This window comes from Pseudomonas sp. R19M, assembly GCF_050312585.1.
Classification (GTDB): domain Bacteria; phylum Pseudomonadota; class Gammaproteobacteria; order Pseudomonadales; family Pseudomonadaceae; genus Aquipseudomonas; species Aquipseudomonas palleroniana.
On sequence record NZ_JBNPJV010000050.1, the window covers coordinates 130,314 to 146,728 of the forward strand.

12 protein-coding genes are annotated in these 16,415 nt (G+C 60.8%); 6 read left to right on the forward strand and 6 right to left on the reverse strand.

Features of this window, described 5'->3' with window-relative positions; genetic code table 11:
• Positions 1–4: 4 nt before the first annotated feature.
• The 4 genes from ACQRBT_RS09595 to aspA all read right to left on the reverse strand — a co-directional run bounded on the left by ACQRBT_RS09595 (position 5) and on the right by aspA (position 9,048).
• Complete coding sequence (locus tag ACQRBT_RS09595; RefSeq protein WP_412046228.1) at positions 5–4,609, reverse strand: hypothetical protein; 4,605 nt, start codon at positions 4,607–4,609, stop codon at positions 5–7.
• A gap of 114 nt (positions 4,610–4,723) precedes the next feature.
• Positions 4,724–5,701, reverse strand: a complete 978-nt coding sequence (locus tag ACQRBT_RS09600) for an asparaginase (RefSeq protein ID WP_412046227.1) — start codon at positions 5,699–5,701, stop codon at positions 4,724–4,726.
• 80 nt (positions 5,702–5,781) lie between these two features.
• A complete protein-coding gene (locus ACQRBT_RS09605) occupies positions 5,782–7,233 on the reverse strand; it encodes an alanine/glycine:cation symporter family protein (protein WP_244384841.1) in 1,452 nt (483 codons plus the stop codon).
• 390 nt (positions 7,234–7,623) lie between these two features.
• The gene (gene aspA, locus ACQRBT_RS09610) at positions 7,624–9,048 is read right to left on the reverse strand and encodes an aspartate ammonia-lyase (RefSeq protein WP_060756637.1); all 1,425 of its coding nucleotides are present in this window, start codon (positions 9,046–9,048) and stop codon (positions 7,624–7,626) included.
• Positions 9,049–9,230: 182 nt separating this feature from the next.
• On the opposite strand from aspA, the gene ACQRBT_RS09615 reads away from it, so the two are divergent.
• The 5 genes from ACQRBT_RS09615 to ACQRBT_RS09635 all read left to right on the forward strand — a co-directional run bounded on the left by ACQRBT_RS09615 (position 9,231) and on the right by ACQRBT_RS09635 (position 13,021).
• Complete coding sequence (locus ACQRBT_RS09615; RefSeq protein ID WP_060756638.1) at positions 9,231–10,139, forward strand: LysR substrate-binding domain-containing protein; 909 nt, start codon at positions 9,231–9,233, stop codon at positions 10,137–10,139.
• Positions 10,140–10,466: 327 nt separating this feature from the next.
• Positions 10,467–10,958, forward strand: coding sequence for a 5-(carboxyamino)imidazole ribonucleotide mutase (purE, locus tag ACQRBT_RS09620; RefSeq protein WP_060756639.1), 492 nt, complete (start codon positions 10,467–10,469; stop codon positions 10,956–10,958).
• Between the two features lie 11 nt (positions 10,959–10,969).
• Positions 10,970–12,055, forward strand: coding sequence for a 5-(carboxyamino)imidazole ribonucleotide synthase (locus ACQRBT_RS09625; RefSeq protein WP_060756640.1), 1,086 nt, complete (start codon positions 10,970–10,972; stop codon positions 12,053–12,055).
• Positions 12,056–12,160: 105 nt separating this feature from the next.
• Complete coding sequence (locus ACQRBT_RS09630) at positions 12,161–12,406, forward strand: GlsB/YeaQ/YmgE family stress response membrane protein (RefSeq protein ID WP_412046226.1); 246 nt, start codon at positions 12,161–12,163, stop codon at positions 12,404–12,406.
• Between the two features lie 78 nt (positions 12,407–12,484).
• A complete protein-coding gene (locus ACQRBT_RS09635; RefSeq protein WP_060756686.1) occupies positions 12,485–13,021 on the forward strand; it encodes a DUF3299 domain-containing protein in 537 nt (178 codons plus the stop codon).
• Positions 13,022–13,074: 53 nt separating this feature from the next.
• Here the strand turns inward: ACQRBT_RS09635 and ACQRBT_RS09640 are convergent, their stop codons facing one another.
• A complete protein-coding gene (locus ACQRBT_RS09640) occupies positions 13,075–13,974 on the reverse strand; it encodes a D-hexose-6-phosphate mutarotase (RefSeq protein ID WP_412046225.1) in 900 nt (299 codons plus the stop codon).
• A 57-nt stretch (positions 13,975–14,031) separates the two neighbouring features.
• Positions 14,032–14,436: an acyl-CoA thioesterase gene (locus ACQRBT_RS09645; RefSeq protein WP_003176975.1), complete on the reverse strand. Its 405-nt coding sequence runs from the start codon at positions 14,434–14,436 to the stop codon at positions 14,032–14,034.
• A 456-nt stretch (positions 14,437–14,892) separates the two neighbouring features.
• On the opposite strand from ACQRBT_RS09645, the gene ACQRBT_RS09650 reads away from it, so the two are divergent.
• Complete coding sequence (locus tag ACQRBT_RS09650; RefSeq protein WP_060756643.1) at positions 14,893–16,182, forward strand: MFS transporter; 1,290 nt, start codon at positions 14,893–14,895, stop codon at positions 16,180–16,182.
• Positions 16,183–16,415 lie beyond the last annotated feature (233 nt).

Here is a 16,415-nt window from a genome sequence, read left to right on the forward strand (position 1 = left end):
GCGATTAACGACTGGACTCGGATTTTGGGCGCTCGAAAAACAGCTCACGGGCTTGCTGCAGGCTGATCTCGCTGCGGTAGTAGGCAACGGCTTGTTGATGGTTCAAGCCTTTGGGCGAGTCGGCGGCGGCGCCCTGGCTGTGCTCGGCTGGAGTCTTCAGGCGTGCAGATAACATCGACTTGTCCGGTGTCCAGTTGGCACTGTAGTGAAAGTGGGCATACCAGAGCACTTCGCGCGTCACGCGGTCGCTGATGGTGTACTCATCCAGATAGTCAGGCGTGTGGGACTTGATTCGACGGCGGTTCACGGTTTTCTTGATGGCGATCGTATTGTGTTGTTTAAGCCACTGCACCCCTGTCACGGTAGGAGGAGACAACTTGAGCGCCCTTTGCACCAGTTGATTACTCTGCTGATAGAGCTGGGCCAACGCGCTATCAATCGCTTTGGTCACCTCGCTCGCGGGAAGCGCCATGGCGTCGCTCTCTGTGATGTTATGTTGAGTCAGTGCCTGCTCGATGGCATTGCTTGCCTTCTCCAATCGCTGTGCGTGTTTGTGGTACAGATACTCGATCCCAAAGGGCTCACGATCGGCGAGGTTGCTGTGGGCACGGGCACGCGCTTGAAAGGCGGGCAGCCCATCGAGCAATGCCTGGCCCTGATTGATGGTCAACTGCAGATCCACCTCAGCCGGTTCGGCGGAAGGGGATGGGGCTCTTTCGTGAAGTACCCAGACACCCTTGGATTTTTCATGGTAAGTGGCGAGGATCTGATGGGTCAGCGGTGAGCGAATATCCACCAGGCCGGTTTCCAGCCCGACTTCGTTCAAGCGCGGCTCACCGATCAGCAGGCCACCGTAGCGAGTGTGGATAAACTGTTTCAACGGGCGTGGCGGGGTCGAGGGCGGGGTCGGTCGGCTCCTGAGCACTCCGCGCTCGGCACTCAATACCCCGAGGTTCCTCGCGGCGCGCCGCTGGAAGCCACTCAGCTCGCCGCGCAACTCCTGCAACTGGTCGGTGATGGCGTGCGCGGAGTACTCCACGGGAAAATCCTGCAGGCGTTCGTCCAGCAGTTGAAACTGCTCGACCAGGTTGCTCAAGGTGTCAAAGCGTTCATCCAGGCGTCGATCGCTGCGCTCCTCCAATGTATCGCGCAGGCATTGGATTGCGACATCCGCTGTGTCGATGATGTTGTCTATTTCCGACCAGGCCTCGGGAGCTGTCTGCAAGGTGTCCTTGGGCAGGCACAGGTTGCGGCTGAGCGACACGCGAATGGCCTTCAGGTCGTCAACGCTGTAGACCGGCATCGAGCTCTTGAGGGTATCCAGCAAAACGGCACCGTCCCTGGCCAGGCTTTTGAGCTCCCGGAATCGGCCGTGCATGTATTCCAGCTGTACAAGCAATGCGCCGGTCAGCTCGCGCATCTCACGGAAGTCTTCAATCGGTCGCTCCATGGACACCACAGCCTGGCGTTGCAGCTGCTCATGCACGATGCGCCATTTGGGTGTGAAGCGCGAAAGGATTTCGCTCAGCGTAGCCTGGGTCAATCGGGCCTGGGCCTTGATGTAACTCAAGGCTTTTGGCGCGTATTGCGCCGTGGGTTCATGCACGTTCATTTCCTTGAGCATCTGCAACGCCGTCTCGTATTCCGTGCGTTGGGTTTGCAGGGTCTGCAGATAAGCCTGGCGCAATGCTTGCGTTGATGTGGAGGGCTGCGCATCCATCGCCTGGCGCGCGTTCTGCAACGCCTCCTGGTTGGCTTTTTTCTGGCTTTCGAATATTTCCAGCTGCCGACGTAGCTCCTCTGCTTTTTGTCGGGCCAGCGCGCGGGCTTTGGTACTCATGAGTTTGGGGCTGCCTCCCCGAAGGCGCAGGCGCGTATCGATGAACCATTGACCCTTGCTGTTGTGAACCAGCGGAGGGCCAGTACGCGAAGGGTTTCGAGCGTCGACAATCAGCACGGTTTCGCCTTCATCCACTGTGACCTGGAACCAGCGTTCGCCTACTGGCGCATACCAATGCTGGCCGCCGCGATACAGGTCTTGCCACGGGCCTGCCTCGTGGTGCGCCTCGCCCAACGTGTCAGGCTTGCTCACCTTGAAACTGTCCAGCACGGTTGCCAGGCGCGGCGGTGCGCGATTGATCGCGCCGCTGACGATCAGGGGCTGGTCATGTACGGCGAGTGCCTCTGCCGAAATCGTCGGCTGCTGGCTGGTTGTCACAGGTTCCGGGGCGGCTGGTGGCCGTGGTGCGGGCGTCGGTTCGTTGCGCACTGAACCCGCAGGGGCGCTGCGGCTGGCACTGTGCAAAGTGATGGCCATGCCGATGTTCAGCAGCAAGTCGGTAAGTGCGGTCCAGGTGGAGTCCTGCTCAGGATGGGCGCGGGTCTCCACCACCACTTGTAACTCATCCATGATCTGCCAGATCCAGGCGGCGATGCCCACGGTACGCGCGAGGAATGGCAAGGCCAGATTGAAGGTCATCCAGCCGGTGCGTTTGAACGTGGCCCAGCGGGCTTCGGCATTGGACACCGATTGCCGGTCGGCGAGGGTGACCATGGCATTGGCATTGGCGTGGTAGAGCGTCTTGAACTGGTCATCGGTGATCGTGGCCTGGCCCAGAAGCACCGGCCCGCCCATCGTCCAAACCTTGAAGGGGTCGACCATGAAATCGACCACGGCCCAGGGCGAGGGCAGGTCGCCAGGGAATACATAGCGGGCATAGTCAGTGCTCACCGTATCGGGCAGCCAGGCCAGTACGGATTCGCGCAGGTTTACTGATTGCTGCAGGGCATAGAGCAAGTTGCTGGGCGAAGGGAACTGCGACAGGGGGTTGTCGAGCAACGGCCGATACAACAGGCATGGACCGGCGGCCGGGTCCTGGGGACCGATCACGAACATATTGGCGACCTTATCCGGCGTTTTATCTGCTCGGCGAGTCGGCACAAACGCCAGTGGGCGGATCACGATGGGTTGGCCCTGCACTTGCCGGTCACTGGGCTCGGCGCGCATGACGGCTTTCACGTAGGCGTAGCCTTGCTCATCAATGGCGCTTTCGCCGCGTATCTTGCATTGCAATGCCAGCAACGGCAGTTGAATGCGCAAGTGCTCGGCATAGAGCCGCTGGCGGCGATCCGCCTCCTGTGGGTGCGCCAGCAGTTTTTCCTTGATCAGTGCCGGGTAGGTATTCCCGACATCCACCCGGCTGATCAGGCGTTCCAGGTAGTTGACGGTGAACCATTGCGGCAGCACCAGCGTGATGTGATAACGCAGGGACTTGTTCCCTAATGGCAGGGCGATCAAGTTCTGCAGGGCAAGCTCCGGCAGGGTGAATGCTGTGGTCTCTATTTTTCCGGGGACGGTGAACAGGCCCCAGACCACAGGGCTGCGCACCACGATTTCGACGCCATCGAGCCACCGCGCATCAGCGTCGGGGTGATCCTTGAGCATTTCGGCTTTCAGCCGTTCAAGGGTGTACGCGTGAAGAGAGCTGATGCCTTCGTCATAGCTGCGGCCTTCGTTGGCACTGTGCAGGGTTGCCAGGTCCTTGAGGTGTCGGGCATAGGCATCCTGGTCAGAGATGGAGGCGCTGGTCAGCCAGTCGGGCAGGGCGTGTACGTATTCCTGCAAGGGCCGTGTGCTGCGTTTGGAACGCGGTGCCGGCGGCTGCGCAGGGCGGTTGCGAGGCGTGTCCGGCGTGCCCAGATCAGAAACGTCGATGGCGCCGATATCCTTGACCTGGATGCTGATCAACGCGCAGGCCAGATAATCGAAAAAATCTCCTTCCGGTTCGACGAGGCGCCACCGCTGCTTTTTATTGGCCACCGTCAGCATTGGCAGGTCTTGGCCCAGCGCTTCCAGCGAAAGGTATTTCTTGAACCCCGAGAACAGTGACTGGGTGAGAATGACTTCGGCCCCATTCTGGTTGCCGATCAGGACGCTGATCAAGTAATCATCCACATGGTTGGCCTTGCCGTCGGCATCGACTTCGTCGATATCAATCACATAAGCGCGAGGGGCATCAAAGGTCTCGCGCTTGCGTGTCGCGGCATCCGACGTCTGGAACAGTTGACGCGCCATGAAGCAATCGTCTTCCGTCAAGCCAGGCACTTGGTTGATGTTCCAGAAGTCGCGCAACATGATCGACAAGCTGTGCCAACGTGAACCGCCGCTGTTCTCGATGCTGTTCCAGTAGTCCAATTGCGCTTGTTGATAAGCCCGCAACATTATCGGGGCCAGGATGTTCATCGCACCGGCAATATCGAGGATACGCACCGGCAGGTGCACCGCAGGCTCAACGATCGGCAACTGGGCCAAAAAATGTTGGCCTTCGAGGTAGAGCATCGGCAGGGCAAATACCGCCTGCACCACGAGAATATCGGTGAGCACCGCATAATCACGGCCAACGGGGATGACCTGGCCATCTTTGACATCCCATGACGGGGTGCCAACCACGATCGTGTTCGGGTCCATATCCCAATCGGGATACAGCGTTTTCAACTGGGCGCGCAGCATTGTCGCGGCCACTTCGCGAAACGCGGGGCCGGTGCACATTTGCGCAATCAGCGCATCAATGAGCTCTGGGTCGGGCTCGGTGGAGAGAGATAGAGGCATGGCGCTTCCTGACAGGCGAGATAGTGGCAAACGCTCCGGAAAAACCGGAGCGTTGCCATGCTAGGAAGCATCGCGTCAGGAGCGGTGGTGCTTATGTACGATGGGGGCCAGCCCTCAGCGCAATTCGCCGCAGAGGTCCAGTTCCACCAGGCGACGGACTTCGCATGCCTCGAGCCCGGCACCGATCAGTGCATTGAGCTTGCCGAATGTCGCCTCACGGGTCATGCCTCCGCCGGACAACACGCCGACGCCACGCAGGCGGCTGCCGGCTTCGTAGACATCCAGCTCCACGCCGCCTTCATGGCATTGAGTGATGGCAACGACCACGATTGCTTTGTCCTGTGCCCGTTGCAGGCTGGCCAGGAACGCAGGATTGTCACTGGGCCCGGTGCCGCTGCCGAAGCACTCGAGGATCAGCGCCTGGATACCGCTGTCGATCAGCGCATCCAATTGCACGGCCGCGATGCCCGGCACCAGCGGCAACACTCCAATGTTGGCCAGGGCCTTGGGCTGACGAAAATCCAGGGCCGCCGGAATGTCACTGGCCCGGGCCACGCCGCCATTGCGCTGCAACGCGGCAAACGGGTGGCGACCAAAGCTGCGGATCTTCGCGCAACGGGTCGGCGCCATCAGCGCGCCGTGGAAATACAGATGAACGCCGGGCGCCAGGCCTTCGCCCAAGGCTGCCAGCGCACCGCTGACGTTTTCCCAGGCATCGCTGTCCGGCACGCCGGCCGGCAGCATGGAGCCGGTGAACACCACAGGCGCCGGCAGCCCCAGCAGTTGGAAGCTCATCGCCGCCGCGCTGTAGGCAAGGGTGTCGGTGCCGTGCAGGATCAGCACTGCGTCGCAGCCGGCGTCCACTGCCTCGACCACGGCGGTGCGCAGGCGCTGCCAGTAAGCCGGGGTCATATTGGCGCTGTCGATCAGCGGGGACATTTCCCGGAAACGCCAAGCGGGCAATGGCTGGTTGCAAAGCTGTTCGCGCATGCGCGCTTCGAAACCGGATGCAGGCGCCAGGCCATTGGCGCTGGCCTGCATGCCGATGGTGCCGCCGGTGTAGAGCACCATCACGTTGTTAGCTGATTGCATCAAGAAATCTCCTGAACGAAAAACGCCGCCGGGCCCAGAGCATGCCCAAGGCCGGGCGGCGTGTCATCTATCGGCTCTTATTACGCTTGGCGCTGCGCTTGAGCACTCAGTTCAGCCGCCGGGGCACTGTCCGGTTTCACCGGATTGGCCGGCCAGGCCTTGGGGTCCAGATCCAGATCAGGGAACTGGCTGGAATCGAACACCGGCGTCTTGATGCCCGCTGCCCGCTGATTGTCGTAGTCGTTCAGGATGCGCATGGCGATCTTGAACAGGAACGCCAGGGCGAACAGGTTGACGAACGCCAGCAGGGTCATGGTGATGTCGGCGAAGGCGAATACGGTGCTCAGGTTCTCGATCGAGCCCCAGAAAATCAGCACCAGCACCAGTGTGCGGTAGCCCATCAGCACCTTGCGGTTGTTGCCGACCAGGAAGCGCAGGTTACTTTCGCCGAGGTAGTAGTTGTACATGATCGATGTGAACACGAACAACGCCAGGGCTACCGAGATGAACATGCGACCCCAGTCACCCACTACGGCTGCCAGGGAGTTCTGGGTCAGCGCAATGCCGTCGCCTTCAAAGCCTGGGGTGTAGAAACCGGAGAGCAGGATCAGCAGCGCGGTGCAGGTGCAGATCACGAAGGTGTCGAGGAACACGCTGAACGCCTGGACCACGCCCTGGGCGATCGGGTGTTCTACCGAAGCCACTGCCGCCACGTTAGGCGCGCTGCCCAGACCGGCTTCGTTGGCGAACACGCCGCGCTTCACACCCATGATGATTGCGCTGCCCACCAGGCCGCCGAAGGCTTGGTCGAGGCCGAAGGCGCTCTTGACGATGGTCGCGAGCATGGCCGGCACGTGGTCGAATTGCAGCACGATCACGTACAGGGTTACTGCGATGTAGACCAGAGTCTTGACCGGCACCAGCAGGTCGGCAATCGAGGCGATTCGCTTGATCCCGCCGATGAACACCAGGCCCAGCAATACCGCGAGGGCAAGGCCGGTGTAGGTGGTGTCGAGGCCGAAAGCATTGTTCAGCGAGTGGGTCACGGCATGGGCTTGCAGGCCGTTGAAGGCAAAGCCGAATGTGACCAGCAGCAGGAACGCCATCAGCATGCCCAGCCAGCGTTTTTGCAGGCCGTGCTGGATGTAGTAAGCCGGGCCGCCACGGAAGGTGCCTTCGGCGTCAGTGCGCTTGTACAACTGACCGAGGGAGCACTCGATAAAGCTCGACGACATGCCCACCAATGCGGTGACCCACATCCAGAATACGGCGCCCGGGCCACCCAGGGTCACGGCAATGCCGACACCGGCGATGTTACCGGCACCCACACGGCCGGCCAGGCTGAGCATCAGCGCCTGGAACGAGCTGAGTTGGTCGGAGCTGTTTTTCAGGCTGTCGCGAAACACCGAAAACATGTGGAAAAAGTGACGTAATTGAACGAAACGCGAGCGGATCGTGAAATAACCGCCGAGCCCGACAATGAGCACGATCAGTACTTTCCCTGAGAGGAAGTCGTTGATGACTTCGAGCATGGAGTGTTCCTCGCTGATTTTTCTAATGGCAAACGCAGGACGGTCCGGGCCTTCGCATAGCACCAGGCAGTGCGCGACGGTTCGATCCCAATCCTTTTGCGGGTGTTGTTATTCATGCGCTTTCGCGTTGCTTCGGGCCTCGTATCGATGGCCGTAGACGCGAAGAGGGGCGGCACTATACCTAGGCGAGCGGGATCCGTCTGCACGAGACGATTAAAGGTTTCAGCCGTGTGTCGGCTGGCAAGGAGGGTTTACAGGGCGATATTGGAGTTTTTATGGGCATCATTTCACAACCTTGAGACAAAAAAAGGGCCTGAAGAACGAGCCTTCAGGCCCTCAAAAGGTGAGAGGTGTCTAGTCCCTCAGCCTGGTGAGCGGTGCAACAGACACTTAGGCCTTCAAGGGGACCAAGCGTGGAGCGATCATGTTCTCGGGGCGCAGGATGTCGTCGAGCATGGCATCGTCGAGCAAGCCTTCCTCGCGCACCAATTCCAGCACGCCGCGGCCGCTTTCAAGGGCGACACGGGCGATACGGGTGGCGTTTTCGTAGCCGATATACGGGTTCAGCGCGGTGACCAGGCCGATGGAGTGCTCCACCAGCTCGCGGCAACGGGCTTCGTTGGCGGTGATGCCGGTGATGCAGTGTTCGCGCAGCATGTCCATGGCGCGTTGCAGCAGGCGGATCGAGTCGAAGATCTTGAATGCGATCAGCGGCTCCATCACGTTCAGCTGCAGTTGGCCGCCTTCGGCTGCCATGGTCAGTGCCAGGTCGTTACCGATCACTTGGAACGCTACCTGGTTCACGGCTTCCGGGATCACCGGGTTGACCTTGCCGGGCATGATCGAGCTGCCTGGCTGGCGTGCCGGCAGGTTGATTTCGTTGATGCCGGTACGCGGGCCGCTGGACAACAGGCGCAGGTCGTTGCAGATCTTCGACAGCTTCACCGCGGTACGCTTGAGCATGCCGGAGAACAGTACGAAGGCGCCCATGTCGGAAGTGGCTTCGATCAGGTCGGCGGCCGGTACGACCGGCTGACCGCTGATCACGGCCAGGCGTTGTACCGCCAGGGCCTGATAGCGTGGGTCGGCGTTGATGCCGGTGCCGATGGCGGTGCCGCCCAGGTTGACTTCGGTGAGCAGTTCCGGCGCCAGGGTTTTCAGGCGGGCCAGGTCTTCACCCAGGGTGGTGGCGAAGGCGCGGAATTCCTGGCCGAGGGTCATCGGCACGGCGTCTTGCAGTTGGGTACGGCCCATTTTCAGGACGTGGCTGAATTCTTCACCCTTGGCGGCGAACGCCTGGATCAGGCTGTCGAGACTGGCCAGCAGCGCATCATGACCCAGCAGCAGACCCAGGCGGATCGCGGTCGGGTAGGCGTCGTTGGTCGACTGCGCCATGTTCACGTCGTTGTTAGGGTGCAGGTACTGGTACTCGCCCTTGTTGTGGCCCATGGCCTCCAACGCGATGTTGGCGATGACTTCGTTGGCATTCATGTTGGTTGAAGTGCCGGCGCCGCCTTGAATCATGTCCACCACGAACTCTTCGTGGAAATCGCCGCGGATCAGACGGGCACAGGCTTCGCTGATGGCAGCGTGCTTGGCTTCGCTGAGCTGACCCAGCTCGCGGTTGGCGTCAGCCGCCGCTTGCTTGACCATTGCCAGACCGACCACCAATTTCGGGTAATGCGAAATCGGAACGCCCGAGAGGCGGAAGTTATTCACCGCTCGCAGGGTCTGGATGCCGTAATACGCTTGGGCGGGTACTTCGAGTACGCCAAGCAGGTCTTTTTCGGTACGGAAAGATGCAGCGGAGGACATGACGGAAATCATCTCGATATGGACCCGGAACTGGCCGGAACGCTGCGAATGCTAGGCTTCCATAAGTTTTTGGGCCAATGCTGTTCAGCACTGACCCATGCACAAACGGCATAATGTGGATGTGACCCAGCTATGATGGCGGGCGTGTGTGCCAAAATGGTGCATACCCGTGGGAGGAAGTGATGAACCTTGAGAGCAAATGGCTGGAAGACTTCAGTGCCCTGGCGGCAACTCGCAGTTTTTCCCAGGCGGCGGAGCGGCGCTTTGTGACCCAGCCGGCGTTCAGTCGCCGCATCCGTAGCCTGGAAGCCGCGCTGGGCCTGACCCTGGTCAACCGCTCGCGTACGCCGGTGGAACTGACGGCGGCGGGGCAGTTGTTCCTGGTCACCGCGCGTACGGTGGTCGAACAGCTCGGGGAAGTGTTGCGCCATCTGCATCACCTGGAAGGCGGGCAGGGTGAGGTCATGCAAGTGGCAGCGGCCCATTCCCTGGCCTTGGGCTTCTTCCCGCGCTGGATTGCGCAATTGCGCAACGAAGGCTTGAACATTGCCACGCGGCTGGTCGCCACCAACGTCGGCGACGCGGTGCACGCCCTGCGCGAAGGTGGCTGCGATCTGATGCTGGCGTTCTACGACCCGGACGCGGCGATGCAGATGGATGCCGAAATCTTCCCCTCGCTGCATCTGGGCAACACCGAAATGCTCCCGGTCTGCGCCGCCGACGCCGAGGGCAAGCCACTGTTCGACCTGGAGGGCGAAGCCAGCGTGCCGTTGCTGGCCTACAGCGCCGGTGCTTTCCTGGGCCGTTCGGTGCACCTGCTGCTGCGCCAGCGTGCGCTGCGCTTTACGACGGTGTATGAAACCGCCATGGCCGATAGCCTCAAGAGCATGGCCCTGGAAGGCTTGGGCATCGCCTGGGTACCGCAACTGAGCGTACGGGCGGAATTGGCCCGGGGCGAACTGGTCGTGTGCGGCGGCCCGCAATGGCATGTGCCGCTGGAGATCCGTCTGTATCGCTGCGCGTTGGTGCGCAAGGCGAACGTGCGGCTGCTGTGGCGCAAGCTGGAGGGGGGAGCGGCGCAGAATGCCTGAGACCAAAACTGTTCAAATGTGGGAGGGGCCTGGCATGACGGGGTGTCAGGTACTTATTTGTCACTGATACGCCGCTATCGGGAGCAAGCCCCCTCCCACAGGGTTTTGCGGTGTCTTGGACTGACTCGTAAGTCAATAAAACCGCTGGTTTGCGCCGTAAGACAGATGGTCATTCCAGGGGCTGTTTATCTGCATTATTACGGTATACTGCGCGGCCTTCGGCCGGTCCAATCGGCCTGAATTTCGTACAACAAGCCACGCCGGTCTCCCGCGTGGCTTGTTGTTTTTTGACGCGCCCGCGGGCGCCCAGAGAGAAGAGGCACGACGATGAGTGCATTGGTTGGCGTGATCATGGGCTCCAAGTCCGATTGGTCCACCCTTAGCCACACCGCCGATATGCTGGAAAAACTCGGCATTCCCTACGAAGTGAAAGTGGTCTCCGCCCACCGCACTCCGGATTTGCTGTTCCAGTATGCCGATGAAGCAGAATCCCGTGGCATCGAGGTGATCATCGCCGGTGCCGGTGGTGCAGCCCACCTGCCGGGCATGTGTGCGGCCAAGACCCACCTGCCGGTGCTCGGCGTACCGGTGCAGTCGTCGATGCTCTCGGGCGTGGACTCGCTGCTGTCCATCGTACAGATGCCGGCCGGTGTTCCGGTGGCGACCCTGGCGATCGGCAAGGCCGGTGCGATCAACGCAGCCTTGCTGTCCGCCAGCATCCTGGGCGCCAAGCACCCGCAATTCCATGCGGTGCTGAAAAAATTCCGTGCTGAACAGACAGACAGCGTGCTGGACAATCCAGACCCACGTATCGCCTGAGGTTGTTGACGATGAAGATCGGTGTAATCGGTGGCGGCCAATTGGGCCGCATGCTGGCCCTGGCGGGAACGCCGCTGGGAATGGACTTCGCTTTCCTGGACCCGGCGCCGGACGCTTGCGCGGCCGCTCTTGGTGAGCACTTGCGCGCAGACTACAGCGACCCGGACCACCTGCGCCAACTGGCTGACGAAGTCGATCTGGTGACCTTCGAGTTCGAAAGCGTCCCGGCCGAAACCGTGGCCTTCCTGTCGCAGTTCGTACCGGTGTACCCGAGCGCCGAAGCGCTGCGTATCGCTCGCGACCGCTGGTTCGAGAAAAGCATGTTCAAGGACCTGGGCATTCCGACCCCGGCCTTCGCCGACATCCAGTCCCAGGCGGACCTGGACGCTGCCGTCGCCAGCATCGGCCTGCCGGCCGTGCTGAAAACCCGTACCCTGGGTTACGACGGCAAGGGCCAGAAAGTCCTGCGTACCGAGGCTGATGTGGTCGGCACCTTTGCCGAGCTGGGCAGCGTTGGCTGTCTGCTGGAAGGCTTCGTGCCGTTCACCGGTGAAGTCTCGCTGATCGCCGTGCGTGCCCGTGATGGTGAAACCCGCTTCTACCCGTTGGTGCATAACACTCACGACAGCGGCATCCTCAAATTGTCGGTGGCCAGCACTGATCACCCGCTGCAAGCCCTGGCCGAAGACTATTCCAGCCGCGTGCTCAAGCAGCTGGACTACGTTGGCGTAATGGCGTTCGAGTTCTTTGAAGTCGACGGTGGCCTCAAGGCCAACGAAATCGCCCCGCGTGTGCACAACTCCGGGCACTGGACCACCGAAGGCGCTGAGTGCAGCCAGTTCGAAAACCACCTGCGGGCGGTCGCCGGCTTGCCGCTGGGGTCTACGGCCAAGGTCGGCGAGAGCGCCATGCTGAACTTCATCGGCACGGTGCCTGCGGTTGAGCGAGTCATCGCTATCGACGACTGCCATCTGCATCACTACGGCAAGGCCTTCAAGGCGGGGCGCAAGGTCGGTCATGCCAACCTGCGTTGCAAGGATCGCGCAACGCTGCAAGCGCAGATCCTCAAGGTTGAAGCGCTGATCGCCGAACAATAAGCCCGGGATCGGCGGGAACCATTTGGGGGTCGCCGTCCTCTGATTGCAGGATGCCAAAGCCTGCTAGGCTTTGGCATAGTTCACCTACATTCAGAGGGAAATGCCATGGGTATCATCGGAACCATCTTTATCGGCCTGATCGTCGGTCTGCTGGCGCGTTTCCTCAAGCCTGGCGACGACAGCATGGGTTGGATCATGACGATCCTGCTGGGTATTGCAGGTTCTCTGGTCGCCACCTACGGTGGTCAGGCCCTGGGCATCTACGAGGCGGGCCAAGGCGCAGGCTTCTTCGGTGCGTTGGTTGGCGCTGTCGTGCTGCTGGTTATCTACGGCCTGCTGAAAAAGAAATAATCCACGCGTTGAACCCTCTGCGCTGCGCAGGTGCAGAGGGTTAGAATGCTCGCCACTTTGTACTTGCCGAGCTTCCCCATGCGCCGACTTCTGTTAACGCTTCTCTTGCTGGGCTCCGGCCTGGCGCACGCTGGCGAACTGCCGGAAACCGACTGGCTAGACCTGATGCCGCTCTCGGATCAGAAAGCGCTCGAAGCCATGCCTGAAATCGACCACAACTCTCCCGAAGCACAAGGCACCTTCACCGACAAAGGTGGCTTGAAGCAGAGCAAAGGCTTGCCTGCGGTGATGTATTCGACCAAGACCGTGGCGGCCATGAACGGCAAGAACATCCGTATCGGCGGCTACCCCGTCCCGTTGGAAACCGACGCGAAGGGTCGCAGTACGTTGTTCTTCCTGGTGCCGTACCCGGGCGCCTGCATCCATGTGCCGCCACCACCGCCTAACCAGCTGGTGCTGGTGCGTTATCCCAAGGGGCTGAAGCTGGAGGATATCTACACGCCGCTATGGGTCACGGGCATGCTGAAGGTGGAGAAGGTGAATAACGACTTGGCGGATGCCGCCTATGCGCTGGATGCGGCGAAGGTGCGGGTCGTGAAGGAGTCGGATCTCTAATCCGCAACGCCTATCCCTGTGGGAGGGAGCAAGCCCCCTCTCACATGTTTTGTTTACAGGGTGATAGCGCTGAGGCTCACGCCCAAGGTGTGGCTTTCGCCGGGCGCCAGCTTCACCACATCATCCAGCACGTTGGCCGTCTCGATGCACAGCATGCCCGGCCAGCCGTCGTCGGCCATGTCGTCCAGCGCTTTGGCGCGCTCGGTCCACGGGTTCCAGATCACAGTGGACCTGGAGCCCTCGGCGGTCAGCTGGATGCGGCGTTGCCAGTCTTTATCGACAATATTCAGCTGCGTCCGGGTATCGAGGTAGATGCGATCCGTCTCTGCAGTAAAGTGCAGCAGGCCGGATTGGGTTTTCTCGGCCCAACCGTCGGCAGTATCGATATACGCCAGGCCATCCAGGCCCTCGACCTGTACGTTTCGCACATCGCTGACAGCGAAGTAGGTGTGCAGTGCCTGGCTGAGGGTCACGGTGTCGGTGCCACGGTTATGGCTGGTCAGGCGGATATGCAGTTGGTCGTCCAGCAGCAGGCTCAGCTTGAGGTCGACCTGATGGGGCCAGCCAGGGAAACCACCTGCCGGCGCCGGTAACACGAAGTCGACGCGCAGTGCATTGCCTTCGGCCTCGGCTGCGGCCAAGGTCCAGAGTGCGGTGCGCACAAAACCGTGAGCGCCAGCCGGCTGCTCGCTTTGACGCATCGCCTTCACGCTCTGCGGGTTGCGGTCGAATACGCCAAACCACGGCCAGCACACCGGCACGCCGGTACGAATGCCTTTGCCTGTCTTGAACACCGCCTCAGGGTTCTGCCAGATCAGCGGCTGCTCGCCCTGGCGCTGATAACTGAAGATGTGCGCGCCCTGTTGGGCCACCATCAGTTCGGCGTCGTTGTGGCGGATGCGCCAGCAATCCAGCTCGTCCTGTTTCACGGCTTCAACGTGGGGCGTAGGCATGGCAATACTCTCAATGGGCAGGCAATGGGGCAATTGACCGTCAAAAACCGGCGAGGTTTAACGCGCGCGCGACGGTACCGAACGAGTACGGCCGCTGCCATCGATGGCGACGAAGACAAACACCGCCTCGGTGACCTTGCGCCATTCGCTGGACAGCGGGTCGTCGCTCCACACTTCGACCATCATCTGGATCGAGCTGCGGCCGATTTCCAGGGCCTGGGTATAGAAGGACAACTGCGCGCCCACGGCCACCGGCACCAGGAACGCCATGCGATCAATCGCCACGGTGGCCACGCGCCCACCTGCGACCTTGCTGGCCATGGCGGTGCCGGCCAAATCCATCTGTGCGACCAGCCAGCCACCAAAGATGTCGCCAAAACCGTTGGTTTCACGCGGAAGCGCAGTGATTTGCAGAGCGAGATCGCCTTGCGGGATAGGATCTTCTTGTTCGAGTTCGATCATGCCGAGGGTGCCTCTGACCCGTGACGCTTCATGGGTATTTCAAGTGGATAGCCGTCTTCAAAAAAACGTTTCAGCACCAACATACACCGCTCAATGCGTTTCTCGTAAGGCGGACTAAAGGGAAACTCTGCCAAATCGGCTGGATGGCACCCAACAACGTTTTGGCACAGCAGCCCCTCAAGACAGCGGGTCTGGCGCTTGCAAGGGCCGAGTATATCGGGACGATTGCGCCGCGACGACCACCCGACGCTCATTTGGTCGGCAATTAGCGTCTGTAATGCGGCTTTTTCCGGCAACTGTGCTTCTTATTGCGGTTAAAGCGTATGAACAAGGAATATTTCGCCCATTGAAGTGTTATTCGGCGGACGCTGTGCTTTTCCAAGCGATTTGCTATCTTGCCAAACCCGATGCAAGTCCCGGGCTTGCCGTTCTGATTACTATAAGAGAAGCCTTGCCATGTCCTCCGTGCCCGCAAGCAGTGCGCAACCTTCGCGCCCGCTGACCCGCAACGACTATAAAACGCTGTCGCTGTCTGCCTTGGGCGGGGCGCTGGAGTTCTACGACTTCATCATTTTCGTGTTTTTCGCCACCGTGGTTGGAAAACTGTTCTTCCCCGTCGACATGCCTGAATGGCTGCGCATGCTGCAGACTTTCGGCATCTTCGCCGCGGGCTACCTGGCACGCCCGCTGGGCGGCATCATCATGGCGCACTTCGGCGATTTGCTGGGCCGCAAGAAGATGTTCACCTTGAGTATCTTCATGATGGCCGTGCCGACCCTGATCATGGGGCTGCTGCCGACCTACGCGCAGATCGGCCTGTGGGCGCCGCTGCTGTTACTGCTGATGCGGATCATCCAGGGCGCCGCGATCGGTGGCGAAGTGCCGGGCGCCTGGGTGTTCGTCTCCGAGCACGTTCCGTCCCGGCACATCGGCTACGCCTGCGGCACCCTGACCAGCGGCCTCACCGCCGGTATCCTGCTGGGCTCGCTGGTGGCCACGGCCATCAACACGATCTACAGCCCGGAGCAGGTCGCCGATTACGCCTGGCGCATCCCGTTCCTGCTCGGTGGTGTGTTCGGGCTGCTGTCGGTATACCTGCGTCGTTGGCTGCATGAAACGCCGATCTTCGCCGAGATGCAGCAGCGCAAGGCCCTGGCCGCCGAGTTACCATTACGCGCAGTATTGCGCGACCACCGTGGCGCCATCGTGCTGTCGATGCTGTTGACCTGGTTGTTGTCGGCCGGCGTTGTCGTGGTGATCCTGATGACCCCGACCGTGCTGCAAACCCTCTATCACTTCAGCCCGACCGTCGCCCTGCAAGCCAACAGCCTGGCCATCGTCACCCTGAGCCTGGGTTGCATCGCCTCCGGCGCCCTGGCCGACCGCTTCGGCGCCGGCCGCGTGTTGGTCAGCGGCTGCGCACTGCTGCTGGCGACCTCATGGACGCTGTATCACAGCCTGCTTGCCCATCCCGACTGGCTGTTCCCGCTGTATGCCTTGACCGGTCTGTTTGTCGGCACCATCGGCGTGGTGCCCTACGTGATGGTGAAAGCCTTCCCGCCAGTAGTGCGCTTTAGTGGGTTGTCATTTTCCTACAACGTCGCCTATGCCGTATTCGGTGGCCTGACGCCATTGGCGGTGTCGTTGCTGATGAAGGAAAGCCCGATGGGCCCGGCCTATTACGTTGCTGTCCTGTGTGTGATGGGAATGGCCGTGGGCGGATACCTGTGGAAGCGCGGGCGCTGAGCTATCGATGAGCCGGTGGCGAGCAGGCTCGCTCGCCACCGGTGTTCGAGCAACGATTACAGAGTGTTTCTGAAACAACTCCCCAAACGCTTCAACCTGCCTCGCAAACCCCGAATTTGTTGAGTTTCTCCTTCCTGTCAGATTTTTCATGAATGCTGGCCTTTCATCTAATTGTCACATTCCAGACATAGAGTGTTCACACGGCCTACTGATACTTGGCCCCGATCCAACTA

Excerpts from the sequence above, each read along its gene's own strand:
- ACQRBT_RS09600 (WP_412046227.1), bottom strand. The coding sequence starts at position 5,701 with ATGCAATCAGCTAACAACGTGATGGTGCTCTACACCGGCGGCACCATC.
- ACQRBT_RS09595 (WP_412046228.1), bottom strand. The coding sequence starts at position 4,609 with ATGCCTCTATCTCTCTCCACCGAGCCCGACCCAGAGCTCATTGATGCG.
- purE (WP_060756639.1), top strand. The coding sequence starts at position 10,467 with ATGAGTGCATTGGTTGGCGTGATCATGGGCTCCAAGTCCGATTGGTCC.
- ACQRBT_RS09650 (WP_060756643.1), top strand. The coding sequence starts at position 14,893 with ATGTCCTCCGTGCCCGCAAGCAGTGCGCAACCTTCGCGCCCGCTGACC.
- ACQRBT_RS09615 (WP_060756638.1), top strand. The coding sequence starts at position 9,231 with ATGAACCTTGAGAGCAAATGGCTGGAAGACTTCAGTGCCCTGGCGGCA.
- ACQRBT_RS09625 (WP_060756640.1), top strand. The coding sequence starts at position 10,970 with ATGAAGATCGGTGTAATCGGTGGCGGCCAATTGGGCCGCATGCTGGCC.
- ACQRBT_RS09605 (WP_244384841.1), bottom strand. The coding sequence starts at position 7,233 with ATGCTCGAAGTCATCAACGACTTCCTCTCAGGGAAAGTACTGATCGTG.
- ACQRBT_RS09635 (WP_060756686.1), top strand. The coding sequence starts at position 12,485 with ATGCGCCGACTTCTGTTAACGCTTCTCTTGCTGGGCTCCGGCCTGGCG.
- ACQRBT_RS09645 (WP_003176975.1), bottom strand. The coding sequence starts at position 14,436 with ATGATCGAACTCGAACAAGAAGATCCTATCCCGCAAGGCGATCTCGCT.
- ACQRBT_RS09630 (WP_412046226.1), top strand. The coding sequence starts at position 12,161 with ATGGGTATCATCGGAACCATCTTTATCGGCCTGATCGTCGGTCTGCTG.
- ACQRBT_RS09640 (WP_412046225.1), bottom strand. The coding sequence starts at position 13,974 with ATGCCTACGCCCCACGTTGAAGCCGTGAAACAGGACGAGCTGGATTGC.
- aspA (WP_060756637.1), bottom strand. The coding sequence starts at position 9,048 with ATGTCCTCCGCTGCATCTTTCCGTACCGAAAAAGACCTGCTTGGCGTA.